Source organism: Streptomyces sp. NPDC048415, assembly GCF_040651675.1.
GTDB lineage: Bacteria > Actinomycetota > Actinomycetes > Streptomycetales > Streptomycetaceae > Streptomyces.
Genome location: NZ_JBEZKJ010000018.1, coordinates 21,268 through 34,026, shown reverse-complemented (window position 1 = coordinate 34,026; position 12,759 = coordinate 21,268). Strand labels below are relative to the sequence as shown.

At 69.5% G+C, this 12,759-nt stretch carries 14 protein-coding genes; 8 read left to right on the top strand and 6 right to left on the bottom strand.

Annotated features, from left to right (window positions below; all coding sequences use genetic code 11):
- Nucleotides 1–4: 4 nt before the first annotated feature.
- The 5 genes from AB0D27_RS14975 to AB0D27_RS14955 form a co-directional block, all read right to left on the bottom strand.
- Entirely contained in the window at nucleotides 5–820 is an 816-nt protein-coding gene (locus AB0D27_RS14975; protein WP_362507453.1) for an ABC transporter permease, read from the bottom strand.
- Nucleotides 821–823: 3 nt separating this feature from the next.
- On the bottom strand, nucleotides 824–1,594 hold the full coding sequence (locus tag AB0D27_RS14970; protein WP_362507450.1) for an ABC transporter permease: 771 nt from the start codon (nucleotides 1,592–1,594) through the stop codon (nucleotides 824–826).
- Nucleotides 1,591–2,535 (bottom strand): ABC transporter ATP-binding protein, encoded by a 945-nt coding sequence (locus AB0D27_RS14965; protein WP_362507447.1) that lies wholly within the window; start codon nucleotides 2,533–2,535, stop codon nucleotides 1,591–1,593. The genes AB0D27_RS14970 and AB0D27_RS14965 overlap by 4 nt, the downstream gene beginning before the upstream one ends.
- A 164-nt stretch (nucleotides 2,536–2,699) precedes the next feature.
- Entirely contained in the window at nucleotides 2,700–3,725 is a 1,026-nt protein-coding gene (locus tag AB0D27_RS14960; RefSeq protein ID WP_362507445.1) for a sigma-70 family RNA polymerase sigma factor, read from the bottom strand.
- 54 nt (nucleotides 3,726–3,779) lie between these two features.
- A complete protein-coding gene (locus tag AB0D27_RS14955; protein ID WP_362507442.1) occupies nucleotides 3,780–4,826 on the bottom strand; it encodes a lytic transglycosylase domain-containing protein in 1,047 nt (348 codons plus the stop codon).
- 332 nt (nucleotides 4,827–5,158) lie between these two features.
- On the opposite strand from AB0D27_RS14955, the gene AB0D27_RS14950 reads away from it, so the two are divergent.
- The 7 genes from AB0D27_RS14950 to AB0D27_RS14920 all read left to right on the top strand — a co-directional run bounded on the left by AB0D27_RS14950 (nucleotide 5,159) and on the right by AB0D27_RS14920 (nucleotide 10,952).
- Nucleotides 5,159–5,410, top strand: coding sequence for a hypothetical protein (locus tag AB0D27_RS14950; protein WP_037763576.1), 252 nt, complete (start codon nucleotides 5,159–5,161; stop codon nucleotides 5,408–5,410).
- Nucleotides 5,407–5,784, top strand: coding sequence for a helix-turn-helix domain-containing protein (locus tag AB0D27_RS14945; protein WP_362507439.1), 378 nt, complete (start codon nucleotides 5,407–5,409; stop codon nucleotides 5,782–5,784). The genes AB0D27_RS14950 and AB0D27_RS14945 overlap by 4 nt, the downstream gene beginning before the upstream one ends.
- A 175-nt stretch (nucleotides 5,785–5,959) precedes the next feature.
- Complete coding sequence (gene uraD, locus AB0D27_RS14940) at nucleotides 5,960–6,475, top strand: 2-oxo-4-hydroxy-4-carboxy-5-ureidoimidazoline decarboxylase (protein ID WP_362507436.1); 516 nt, start codon at nucleotides 5,960–5,962, stop codon at nucleotides 6,473–6,475.
- Entirely contained in the window at nucleotides 6,472–6,861 is a 390-nt protein-coding gene (gene uraH, locus AB0D27_RS14935) for a hydroxyisourate hydrolase (RefSeq protein WP_362507433.1), read from the top strand. Before uraD ends, uraH begins: the two co-directional genes overlap by 4 nt.
- A 5-nt stretch (nucleotides 6,862–6,866) precedes the next feature.
- Nucleotides 6,867–7,790 carry a factor-independent urate hydroxylase gene (pucL, locus tag AB0D27_RS14930; protein WP_362507430.1) on the top strand — a complete coding sequence of 308 codons (924 nt, stop codon included), beginning with the start codon at nucleotides 6,867–6,869 and terminating at the stop codon, nucleotides 7,788–7,790.
- A 130-nt stretch (nucleotides 7,791–7,920) separates the two neighbouring features.
- A complete protein-coding gene (locus tag AB0D27_RS14925) occupies nucleotides 7,921–9,309 on the top strand; it encodes an 8-oxoguanine deaminase (RefSeq protein WP_362507427.1) in 1,389 nt (462 codons plus the stop codon).
- Between the two features lie 224 nt (nucleotides 9,310–9,533).
- Complete coding sequence (locus AB0D27_RS14920; protein WP_362507425.1) at nucleotides 9,534–10,952, top strand: nucleobase:cation symporter-2 family protein; 1,419 nt, start codon at nucleotides 9,534–9,536, stop codon at nucleotides 10,950–10,952.
- 52 nt (nucleotides 10,953–11,004) lie between these two features.
- On the opposite strand, the gene AB0D27_RS14915 is transcribed toward AB0D27_RS14920, so the two are convergent.
- Nucleotides 11,005–11,820, bottom strand: a complete 816-nt coding sequence (locus AB0D27_RS14915; RefSeq protein ID WP_362507422.1) for a chitosanase — start codon at nucleotides 11,818–11,820, stop codon at nucleotides 11,005–11,007.
- Between the two features lie 211 nt (nucleotides 11,821–12,031).
- On the opposite strand from AB0D27_RS14915, the gene AB0D27_RS14910 reads away from it, so the two are divergent.
- Nucleotides 12,032–12,670, top strand: a complete 639-nt coding sequence (locus AB0D27_RS14910; protein ID WP_362507419.1) for a TMEM175 family protein — start codon at nucleotides 12,032–12,034, stop codon at nucleotides 12,668–12,670.
- Nucleotides 12,671–12,759 lie beyond the last annotated feature (89 nt).

Below are 12,759 nucleotides of genomic sequence, written 5' to 3'. Positions count from 1 at the left end.
CGGCTCACCCCGCGATCCGTACGGTCGTGTTGGCGCCCCAGATCGCCAGCGACAGGAAGAAGTCCAGGACGTTGATGGCGACGATCGAGGTCCGCACCGCACGACCCACCGCGACGCCGACACCGGCCGGGCCGCCGCTCGCGTAGTAGCCGTAGAAGCAGTGCACGAGAATGATCAGGACGGCGAAGACGAGCACCTTGCCGAAGGACCAGAACACGTCGACCGGCGGCAGATACTGCTGGAAGTAGTGGTCGTAGGTGCCCGCCGACTGTCCGTAGTAGCCGGTGGTGATGGTCCGGGCGGCGAAGTACGAGGACAGCAGCCCGATCACGTACAGCGGGATCACCGCGACGAAACCCGCGATCATCCGGGTGGTCACCAGGAACGGCAGCGACGGTACGCCCATGACCTCCAGGGCGTCGGTCTCCTCGCTGATCCGCATCGCGCCGAGCTGTGCGGTGAACCCGGCGCCGACCGTCGCGGACAGCGCGAGCCCGGCCACCAGCGGGGCGATCTCCCGGGTGTTGAAGTACGCCGACAGGAACGCCACGAAGTTGGAGGTGCCGAGCTGGTTGAGCGCCGCGTAGCCCTGGAGGCCCACCTCCGTGCCGGTGAAGAACGACAGGAAGGCGATGACGCCGACCGTGCCGCCGACCACCGCGAGCGCGCCGCGGCCGAAGCTCACCTCGGCGAGAAGGCGCAGGATCTCCTTCTTGTAGCGGCGCACGGTACGGCCGGTCCACGCCAACGATCGTCCGTAGAAGGAGAGTTGAGAGCCCAGTGCTTCGAGGGAGCGCAGCGGGCGGTCGACGAGTCGCATCGGCTAACCCCTCTGCGGAACGACTTGGAAGTACACGGCGGTCATCACGAAGTTCGTCACGAACAGCAACATGAAGGTGATCACCACCGACTGGTTCACCGCGTCACCCACGCCCTTGGGGCCGCCGTTGGCGGTAAGTCCCTTGTACGAGGCGACAATCGCGGCGATGGCGCCGAACACCAGTGCCTTCAGCTCGGCCGCCCACAGGTCGGACAGCTGGGCGAGGGTGGTGAACGAGGCCAGGTACGCGCCGGGCGTGCCGTTCTGCAGGATGACGTTGAAGAAGTAGCCGCCCGCCACGCCGACCACCGACACCAAGCCGTTGAGCAGTACCGCCACCACCATCGAGGCGAGCACGCGCGGTACGACCAGCCGGTGGATCGGATCAATACCCAGCACCTGCATCGCGTCGATCTCCTCGCGGATCTTCCGCGCCCCGAGGTCCGCGCAGATCGCCGTGCCGCCCGCGCCCGCGATCAGCAGCGCGGTGACGATCGGCGAGGCCTCCCGCAGCACCGCCAGCACCGAGGCGGCACCCGAGAAGGACTGAGCGCCGAGCTGCCGGGTCAGACTGCCGATCTGCAGCGCGATGACCGCCCCGAAGGGGATGGAGACGAGGGCCGTCGGAAGGATGGTGACGCTCGCGATGAACCACGCCTGCTGGATGAACTCCCTTGCCTGGAAAGGCCGTCGGGGCACCGTCCGCAGGACGTCCAGGGCCATCGCGAAGAGGTTGCCGGAGTGTCGCAGCGCGCCGGTGGGCGACAGTCTCATGCGTCCGCCACCTCCCGGCGGTGCAGCTCGGCTTCGCGCCGCGCGATCGCCTCCCAGCGGGGCGGGCGCGTGATGCCCGGGCCCGGCAGCAGGCGGGGAGTCAGACCCTGACTGCCGGGTGTCTGTGTGCGCTCGCCGTCGCCGAGCTGCGCGAGTTCCTGCTCGACCTGGGCGGCGTCCTTCTCCTCGGCCATGCCGATCGGCCCCTGCATCCGGCCGTTCAGGAACTGCCGTACGACCGGCTCGTCACTGGTCAGCAGCTCCTCGCGGGGGCCGAACCCGACGAGCTCCCGCCGGAACAACAGCCCGATGTTGTCGGGCACTTGGCGGGCCGAGGCGATGTCGTGCGTGACGATCAGGAAGGTCGCGTCGATCTGGGCGTTGAGGTCGACGATCAACTGGTTGAGGTAGGCGACGCGCACCGGATCGAGGCCCGAGTCCGGCTCGTCGAAGAGGATGATCTCCGGATCCAGCACCAGCGCCCGGGCCAGCCCCGCCCGTTTGCGCATCCCGCCGGATATCTCGCCCGGCAGCTTCTCCTCGGAGCCGATCAGCCCGACCATGTCCATCTTCTCCAGCACGGTCCGCCGGATCTCGCTCTCGGACCTGCGGGTGTGCTCACGCAGCGGGAAGGCGATGTTGTCGTACAGGCTCATCGACCCGAACAGCGCGCCGTCCTGGAACAGCACCCCGAACAGCTTCCGCACCTCGTACAGATCGTGTTCGCGCAGCCTGGTGATGTCCCGGCCCGCGATCCTGATCGAGCCCCGCTCCGGTTTCAGCAGCCCGACGAGCGTCTTGAGGAACACCGACTTGCCCGTGCCCGAGGGGCCCAGCAGCACCGAGACCTCCCCGGCGGGCAGCGTCAACGAGACGTCCTGCCAGATGACCTGGTGGCCGAAGGACTTGGTCAGCCCTTCCACACAGATCTCGACACCCATCCGGTCCACCCTTCATCGTGGAGCAGCTCCGACATCTGCTCTACGGGGAGGGGCGGGGCGTCCGTCGCCGCGAAGGCGAATTTATTTGCGGACGGTCCGACGGGCGGTCCGACGGGCTCCGACGGGCGGTCCGACGGGCTCCGACGGGCGGTCCGACGAGAGGTTTAAGGGAGTACGCGCCGGGTCGGTACGCCGACCGGGGCGGAGGGCAGGGCGGGCGCCTGCGGAACCGCCGGGGCGGCGGACTCGACGCCCACGCTCGGAACGTCCGGCAGCTTCGGCAGCTCCGGGACATCCGGAACACTCGGCACCGGCGGCACCTCGGGGGCCGACAACGCCGGCACCGGTGAGATCTCCGGCAGGGACGGCACCGACAGCGGCAACAGCGGCCGGTCACCGGACGGCTCCGTCGTCTTCGCGGCGGGGACCGCCGACGCCGCCTGCCGTGCGCCCGCGTCCGGTGACGGCACCCGGCCCGCGCCGTCCGTCTGCCATGCGTCCGCGGCCCGGGAGACGGCAGGCCTGGGTGCCGCACCCTGCCCGTCGGAGTCCTGCGCGTACGGCAGGGCGAGCAGCCCCGCCACCGCCAAGGTCGCCGCTGCCGAGGTCACCGCCACGGCCTGGGCGTGCCCGCCGGCGCGCGGCCTGCCGCGCCCGCACAGGAACAGGGCGAACCCCAGCGTGCCGGCCAGCGAGTCGCGCAGCGTCCGCCGGGCCCGGGCCAGCAGGGACTCGACCGTGCGGTAGCTCAGGCCCATCTTCAGGGCGACCTGGCCGACGTCCAGATCCTCCGACTTCAGCCAGATCGCCTCCGCCTGCCGGGCGGGCAGCTCCCCGCTGCGCACGGCCAGCCACTTGGCCTCGGCCCGGTCGCAGACCGCCTCCTCGACCGGCACCGGTCCGGGAGCGATCAGCGTGGGGCTGCTGCGCACCTCGGCCTCGCGGTTCACCTGCCGGTAGCGGTCGACGCACAGCCGCATGGTCACCGTCGTCAGCCAGGCACCGAGGCGCTCGTCGTCGAGGTCCGGGCGCTCGGCGGCGCGCAGCATCGCCTCGTGCACGGCGTCCTCGGCGTCCTCCGGACTCATGGACCGGCGGCGGGCCACCTTGAGCAACTGCTCACGATGGCCCCACATGCGCTGCCAACGGTCGTGGGCCGCTTGTATCTCCGCAGGCATGTCCGTCGCCATGAGGGCCCCTTCGCGCTCACCCGCCGGTCCTGTGCCGCCCGGCGGGTGGCGACATTACCGCCCGGTATCCAGGATTGTGGAGGGGGCGGCGCCCATCGAATTCTCATCGTTGCCGCCGGTCAGCGGACCTGCGGTCGGCAGTACCCCGGCAGAGGGGAGGCCGACACCCGGTTCGGGCAGCGGGATCACCGGCTGCCGCGGCTCCTCGGCGGCGCCCGTCGGACGGGACGCGGTGGGGGAGGGCGAGGGCGTGGCGGGCGCGGGCGACGCGGCGCGGGCCGGGTGGCGGGACGGTGTCGGCGACGGGGCTCGCGTGATCCGGTGCGCCTTCGGGGCCGAGCGCGCCGCGGAGCCCGCCGTACTGTCCGGCACCACCCGGTGCCCCTCCAGGAAGTACCCGTACCAGGCCTTGACCGTCCGCAGATACGCCGCCGAGTGGTTGTAGCCGAGTATCGCCCGGTCCAGATCGCCCGGGTCGGAGAGATCCCGACCGCCGGCGCACAGGTAGCGGCCCGCGGCGAGTGCCGCGTCGTAGACGTTGTGGGGGTCGGCGCGCCCGTCACCGTTGCCGTCCGCGCCCCACGCGGCCCAGGTCGACGGGATGAACTGCATCGGGCCGACCGCGCGGTCGTACACGCTGTCCCCGTCGTAGATCCCGCCGTCGCTGTCCTGGATGGCGGCGAAGCCGTTGCCGTCCAGGCGCGGCCCGAGGATCGGCGCCCTGGTCGTGCCGTCGGAGGTCACCCGGCCGCCGCGCGCCTGCCCCGACTCCACCTGGCCAATGGCGGCCAGCAATTGCCAGCGCAGCCGGCATACGGGCGCGCTGCGTCGCAGCTCCGACTCGGCTCGCCGGTACGCCGCGAACACGCTCGCCGGAAGCGCGCCGCCCAGCGCGGACGTCCGGCTCTCCCGCGTCCGCAGAGGCGGCAGCGCTGTGCGGTACGGAGTGTCGCCGGACACCGTCGGCCCGTGTGCCCCCGTCCCCTCAGCGCGCGCCGCGGCCCGTGCCACCGTCCCCGGCGCCTGCGAGGCGGTCAACGCCGCCATCGCCGCCACCGCGATCGCCGTCCCCTTGGCGCCTGTGAACCTGTGTCCCGCCACGTCACAATCCCCTCCCTCAGAGCCTGTACCTGCTCTACGCGGCAGGGCGGGACGTCCGTCGCGCGCGTTCGGGGATTTCGAGGCGGGAGGACACGGTCGAGTTCGACTTCTGCGCACCGGGCTGGTTCCCCGCCACTGACTTGGTGCGGGGCCCGCGGCCCGCGCGCCGCTACCCCGTTCGACGTTCCCCATGGGGCGAAGCCCGTGTGGGCTAGGGTCGCCCTTGTGGCGGCCCGACCTTAGTCCGTCGTGAAATCGGTGACCTGACATGGTGCCCTCACCTCTTGAAGGCGAGGGAAATCTGCAGGTCAGAGTGATGCCATGGGAGCGCAATGCGATTGAGAGTGGAGTTCACGACCGAGCCCTTCGATCTCGACGAGGCGCCCCCGCACGCGCTGGTCGCCCGCGAGGTCATCGAGGCGGCCGAGCTGGACGCCGTGGACGTCGGACCGTTCGGCAACACCGCGGAAGGCGGCGCGGACGCGGTGCTCACCGCGGTGGACGCGCTGCTGCGCAAGGCCCTGGGAGCGGGAGCCACCCGCGTCTCGCTGCAGGTGAACGTGGTCGGGGAGGGCGATAAGTGACCGGCATCGGGGAGGACCCCTTCGTCACGGCCGTGAAGCCGCTGGTCGACGCCATGGGCGGCGAGATGCTGCCGCCCGAGCAGGCCGGCGCCGACGACGTCGTACTGTCCTGGGAGGGCGCGGACGTCATCGCCGTACGCCTGCCCCAGCTCGCCGACTCGCTGGACCACATCCTGGCCGCACTGGAGCGCAAGCGGGGTAAGCCGCTGGCCGACCTGGACCGCAAGGCGAAGCAGGAGGTTGTGCGCATACTGGAAGCGCGCGGAGCCTTTTCCGTGCGGCACGGCGTGGAGACCGTGGCGAGTGCCCTCGGAGTGAGCCGGTTCACCGTCTACAACTACCTGAACAGGGAAAACGCGGCCAAGGGTGACTAGGCCCGTGCGCTCGCTTCCCCGCCGCCGTCCGGTCTGCCCGGACGGCGGTTTTTGTTACCTCGATTTTTCAACAAAGTGTTGACGTGGTGTTTCCGAGGGCGTTAGCTATCCGCAGCCCGTCCAGTAGGTAGGCAGGCAAGCACGCAAGCCAGCAACAAGGCCACGGAGGCTTCCCGTGACTTCGAGTACGACACCCGGCGGCCTCGCCCGGTTCAACGCCCTGGAGGAGCACGCGGCCTACGCCGCTCTCCATGAGGCGTGCGCCTCCTCCGCGTGGGCGCGCGGGCTGCTCGCCCAGCGTCCCTACGCCACCGTCGAGGACATCTTCTCGGCCAGTGACGCCGCCACGGCCGAGCTGACCACCGCCGACCTCGAGGAGGCGATGGCCGGGCACCCGCCGATCGGGCGGCCGAAGCCCGGCGACCCGACCTCCTCCCGGGAGCAGCGCGGCATGGCCGGCGCCTCCGAGGAGCTCAAGGAGGAGATGCTCGAACTGAACCTGGCCTACCAGGAGAAGTTCGGCCATGTCTTCCTCATCTGCGCCACCGGCCGGACCGGCGAGCAGATGCGCGACGCGGTCAAGGAGCGGATCGGCAACTCGCCCGAGCAGGAGCGGGAGATCGTCCGCACCGAACTGGGCAAGATCAACCGCATCCGGTTGACCCGCCTCGTAGAGGAAGAGAGCGCATGAGCACCGACACCACCGCCTCCGTGTCCACCCACATCCTGGACACCAGCCTCGGACGCCCCGCCGAGGGCGTCGCCGTCCAGCTCGCGGCCCGCGCCGGGCGCGAAGCGGACTGGCAGGCACTCGGCGGCTCCGCGACCGATGCGGACGGGCGGTGCAAGGACCTCCCGGCGCTGCCGGAGGGGACGACCCACGTACGGCTCGACTTCGCCGTCGAGCAGTACTTCGAAAAAAAGCAAGCCGATGCGCAGCAGGACGCCCCCGCGAATCGGGACAGCGGTGCGTTTTTCCCCGAGGTGGCGATCACCTTCGCCGTCAGGCCGGGCGAGCACTATCACGTACCGCTGCTGCTCAACCCGTTCGGCTACTCCGTTTACCGAGGGAGCTAGCAGACATGCCCACGATTCTGGGACAGAACCAGTACGGCAAAGCCGAGAACCGCGTAGTCAAGATCACCCGTGACGGGGACACGCACCACATCAAGGACCTGAACGTGTCGGTCGCACTGAGCGGCGACATGCAGGAGGTCCACCTCTCGGGCTCCAACGCGAACGTCCTGCCGACGGACACCACCAAGAACACGGTGTACGCCTTCGCCAAGGAGTACGGCATCGAGTCCGCCGAGCAGTTCGGCATCCACCTCGCCCGGCACTTCGTGACGAGCCAGGAGCCGATCAAGCAGGCGCGCATCCGCATCGAGGAGTACTCCTGGGAGCGCATCGCGACCTCGGACGGCAACTCCAAGTTCATCGGCGCGGACGCGGTCAAGCACTCCTTCATCCGCAAGGGCCAGGAGACCCGGGTCACCCAGATCACCTTCGACGGTGAGAAGTGGGAGGTCATCTCGGGCCTGAAGGACCTCGTCGTGATGAACTCGACGAACTCCGAGTTCTGGGGTTACGTCAAGGACAAGTACACGACGCTGCAGGAGGCGTACGACCGCATCCTGGCCACCCAGGTCTCCGGCCGCTGGCGCTTCAACTGGAGCGGCGACGAGCAGAAGATGCCGAACTGGGAGAAGTCCTACGACCAGGTCAGGAAGCACATGCTCCAGGCCTTCGCCGAGACGTACTCCCTCTCGCTGCAGCAGACCCTCTACCAGATGGGTTCGCGCATCATCAACAACCGCAGCGAGATCGATGAGGTCCGCTTCTCCCTCCCGAACAAGCACCACTTCCTGGTGGACCTGAAGCCGTTCGGGCTCGAGAACGACAACGAGGTCTACTTCGCGGCGGACCGTCCCTACGGACTCATCGAGGCCACCATCCTGCGCGATGGCTGCGAGCCGCACATCCCGGTGGATCTCACCAACCTCTGACACCTGCCCGGTGCCCCTGTCCCGCCGGCCGGGGGCACCCCTCCTTCGGCACCCGTGGCCTCCCCGCCGCGGCACTCAAACCTCCTAGGGTCCTGCCGTGCCCACTCCACAGAACGAAGAAGGACGCACCATGGCAGCATCGGCAGAAGTCCAGCGCATCGTCATCGAGAACTGTTCGATCGCGACGGTGGACGCGAGTGACACCGAATACGCCTCGGGCCATGTCGTCGTCGCGGGCAACCGCATCGAGTCGCTCGGCGCGGGCAAGGCCCCGGAGGGCCTGGAGAACGTCGTACGCCGAATCGACGCGACCGGGCATCTGGTCACGCCGGGCCTGGTCAACACCCACCACCACTTCTATCAGTGGATCACCCGGGGCCTCGCCACCGACCACAACCTCTTCAACTGGCTCGTCGCGCTCTACCCCACCTGGGCGCGCATCGACGAGAAGATGGTGTACTCCGCGGCGCAGGGCTCCCTCGCCATGATGGCCCGCGGCGGCGTCACCACCGCCATGGACCACCATTACGTCTTCCCCAAGGACTCCGGCGACCTGTCCGGCGCCATCATCGGGGCTGCCCGCGAGATGGGCGTCCGCTTCACCCTGGCCCGCGGCTCCATGGACCGCAGCGTCAAGGACGGCGGTCTGCCGCCGGACTTCGCCGTCGAGACCCTCGAAGGGGCGCTGGCCGCCACCGAGGCGACCGTCGACGAGCACCACGACGCCTCCTTCGACGCGATGACCCAGGTGGCCGTGGCTCCCTGCTCGCCGTTCTCGGTGTCCACCGAACTGATGAAGCAGGGCGCCGAGCTGGCCCGCCGCAAGGGCGTACGGCTGCACACGCACGGCTCGGAGACCGTGGAGGAGGAGCAGTTCTGCAAGGAGCTGTTCGGCATGGGCCCGACCGACTACTTCGAGTCGACGGGGTGGCTCGGCGAGGACGTGTGGATGGCGCACTGCGTCCACATGAACGACTCCGACATCGCCGCCTTCGCCCGTACGAAGACGGGTGTCGCCCACTGCCCGTCCTCCAACGCCCGCCTCGCGGCCGGGATCGCCCGCGTCCCCGACATGCTGAAGGCCGGCGTCCCGGTCGGCCTCGGCGTCGACGGCACCGCGTCGAACGAGTCCGGCGAGCTGCACACCGAGCTGCGCAACGCGCTCCTCATCAACCGCCTCGGTGCCCACCGCGAAGCAGCCCTGAACGCCCGCCAGGCACTGCGCCTCGGTACCTACGGCGGCGCCCAGGTCCTCGGCCGTGCCGCGCAGATCGGCTCCCTGGAGCCCGGCAAGCTCGCCGACCTCGTCCTGTGGAAGCTGGACACCCTGGCCCATTCCTCGATCGCCGACCCGGTGACCGCGCTGGTCTTCGGCGCGGCGGCCCCGGTCACGCTCTCGCTCGTGAACGGCAAGCCGGTCGTCGAGGACAGCCGGCTGCTGCACGTCGACGAGGACGCCATCGCCCGCTCCACGCGGGAAGAGGCCCAGCGCCTGGCGCGGATCTCCGCGCAGGACTGAACAGTTGAAGATCTCCGGCTGAGGGGGACGGCCCTCGGCCGGTAGCCGTGGACCCGAGCGGGGTCCATGGCGGCCGTCTCCGGGGCGCGCATGGATGTGCGTGCCCCGGAACGGTCTCCGTGACCGCCCCTTGGTCACGGTCATCGTCCCGGTCCCGCACGACCGCGCATCACCTCCCTGAAACCCACGTCAACGCCGACGTGTACCCGACTGGAGGAGCCGCCGTGGCCGCCCAGCCCGTGCCCCGCACCGATGCAGAACCAACTGGTGAGCTCAAGCACCCAGTTGACGAGAAACTCCCCGCCCTGAAGATGGCGACCAGCGGCCTCCAGCACGTGGCCGCCATGTACGCGGGAGTCGTCGCCCCGCCGCTGATCGTCGGCGCCGCCGTGGGTCTGTCCCCCACCGAACTCACCTTCCTCACCGGCGCCTGCCTGTTCACCGCGGGCCTCGCCACCTTCCTGCAGACCCTGGGTTTCTGGAAGATCGGAGCCAGGCTGCCGTTCGTCAACGGCGTGACCTTCGCGGGTGTCGCCCCGATGACCGCGGTCGTCGCCTCCGCCAAGGACAAGAGCGATGCGCTGCCGATCATCTTCGGCGCGGTCATCGTCGCGGGAGTCCTCGGTTTCATAGCCGCCCCGTTCTTCAGCAAGGCGGTCCGCTTCTTCCCGCCCGTCGTCACCGGCTCCGTGATCACGCTCATCGGCGTGTCGCTGCTGCCGGTCGCGTTCGGCTGGGCGCAGGGCCCCAACCCGGCGGCGGACGACTACGGTTCGACGACCAATCTGGGCCTGGCGGCGGCGACGCTCGTCATCGTCCTGCTGCTGCGCCGCTTCACCCGCGGCTTCGTCAAGCAGATCGCCGTGCTGCTCGGCCTGGTCATCGGCACGCTCGTCGCGATCCCCTTCGGCGTCACGGACTTCGGGCCGGTGGCCGACGCGAACGTCGTCGGCTTCCCGACCCCGTTCCACTTCGGCGCACCGCAGTTCCAGCTCGCCGCGATCCTCTCGCTGTGCGTGGTGATGGTGGTCTCGATGACGGAATCGACCGCCGACATGCTGGCGTTGGGCGAGATCGTCGAGCGCCCCGCCGACGAGAAGACCATCGCGGCCGGCCTGCGCGCCGACACCCTCGGCTCCGCGCTGAGCCCTTTGTTCAACGGCTTCATGTGCAGCGCGTTCGCGCAGAACATCGGCCTGGTCGCGATGACCAGGATCCGCAGCCGGTACGTCGTCGCCACGGGCGGCGGATTCCTGGTGCTGATGGGCCTGTGCCCGATGGCCGCGTCGCTCATCGCCGTCGTGCCCCGCCCGGTCCTCGGCGGCGCGGGTGTCGTCCTGTTCGGCTCGGTCGCCGCGAGCGGCATCCAGACCCTCGTACGGGCGGGCCTGGAGAAGGACAACAACGTGCTGATCGTGGCCGTCTCCCTGGCGGTCGGCATCATCCCGATCACCGCGCCGGGGTTCTACCACGCCTTCCCGCAGACGGCGAGGATCGTGCTGGACTCGGGCATCTCGACGGGCTGCGTCGCGGCCGTGGTCCTCAACCTCGTCTTCAACCACCTCGGCAAGGGGCAGGAGGCGGACGAAGTGACCCACCCCATGGAAGCGGGCGAGGACCTCAAGGCGGTCCCGGCCCACTGACGACCCGGTGGTGCGGAGGGCGCCGCGCCCTCCGCACCACCGGACCCGCCGCTCAGCCGATGTGGTAACTGTCGCCGTACACCTTCCAGTCCAGCGGCGGATCGAGGTTCAGATTCCGCTTGCGCAGGAAGACCCGCTGTGCGGTGTCGACCCGGCTGGTGTCGGAGTGGGCCTCCTCCTGCTTCATGGCCCACACACGCGCGTCGAGGAAGGCGTTCAGATACGTCACCTCGTCGCCGCCCTGCGCGGGCGGCTTGGCCTTGGCCAGGGCCCGCCCGCGAATGCTGCTGAAGCTGGTGCTGTCACCGCCGTCGCCGTGCATCACGATGGCGTCGTAGTACGTGAACTGGCCGAGTGCGCCGATGCCGTCGGCCTTGCCCTGCCGTACGGCCGGGTTGAAGTAGACGCGGTCGCGCTCGTCGTTCTGGGCCTGCTGGAACGCCGAGTCCTGGGCGGCCCTGCGCCAGTCGTCCTGGAAGCCGGGGTCCAGGCCCTCATGGGAGTCGCTGCCGTTCACCCTGCGCAGCGCGGGCAGGTACTTGGCCAGGACGTTGCCGGGCTTGCGCTGGGTGTAGAGGTCGACGAGGTCGAGCATGTCGCCGGTGCCGGAACAGAAGCCGATGATCCCGGCGGTGTAGCCGCGTCCGTCGCCGATGTCCTCGATGTACTTGTACTGCGCCTTCCAGTCCAGCGAGGAGTTCTCCGCGCTGGAGACCAGCTTCATGGCGATCTCCTTCTTCGCCGGGTCGTCAAGACCGACCGCCGCGGCGGTCGCGGACTGGGTGGCGACGAGGGGACCTGCCACCAGGGAAGCTCCGATCAGGGCGAGCAGGGTGCGGCGTGACGTACGTATGTGGGGGGTGTGCACGGTACCTCCGATGGGGGAGTGGGCTCGTTCACGTACTGTTAGGAAAGTTTCCTACCAGAGATTCCGGTTGTCGTATACCCGTCAGGCGAGGGCGAGTTGACTGTCCGGCGTCGGCCGAAGGGCCGCGCTGGGCTACCGTCTGAGCGCGCAGATCACGTACGGAGCGCGCCCAGAGCACGCACGGACACGGTCACAACGGGGGGAGTCGGTCATGAACGAGTCGGGCCGTGTGGAGGCCTTCAGCGACGGCGTTTTCGCCATCGCCATCACGCTGCTGATCCTGGAGATCAAGGTTCCCGAGGTCGGTGAGCACGGCGGCCTGTGGCACGCGCTGGGCGCGCAGTGGCCCTCGTACGCCGCCTATGTCGTCAGCTTTCTGGTCATCGGCATCATGTGGATCAACCACCACCAGGTCTTCAGCTATGTGGCCCGGATCGACCGCACGCTGATGTTCCTGAACCTGCTCGTGCTGATGGTCGTGGCCGCCGTGCCCTGGCCGACGGCGATGCTCGCGGAGTATCTGCGCGAGGACAAGGCCTCCCATGTCGCGGCCGCCGTATACAGCATGGTGATGGTCGCGATGGCCCTGGCATTCCAGGCCCTGTGGTGGCACCTCACGCGCACGGGGCACCTCTTCGACGGCCGCGTCGACGTCGGGGCCGCCCGCCGCACCCGCGTCCGCTTCGCCGTCGGCTCCCTCGCCTACCCCGCGACGGTCGCCCTGGCCTACCTCTCCGCCCCGCTCACCCTGGCCGTCCACGGCCTGATCGCCCTCTACTACGGCTTCAACCAGGTACCGGTGCCGACCCGCACACCCGACGCGGCCGCGCTGCCGGAAGACGGACGGTGAGGAACGACGTGGGCGACTCACGCCGGTAGCCGGCGAGTCGCACCAGACGCCGCTGTTGCCGACAGCGAGGTGAGGCCTGCTCCGCGGGA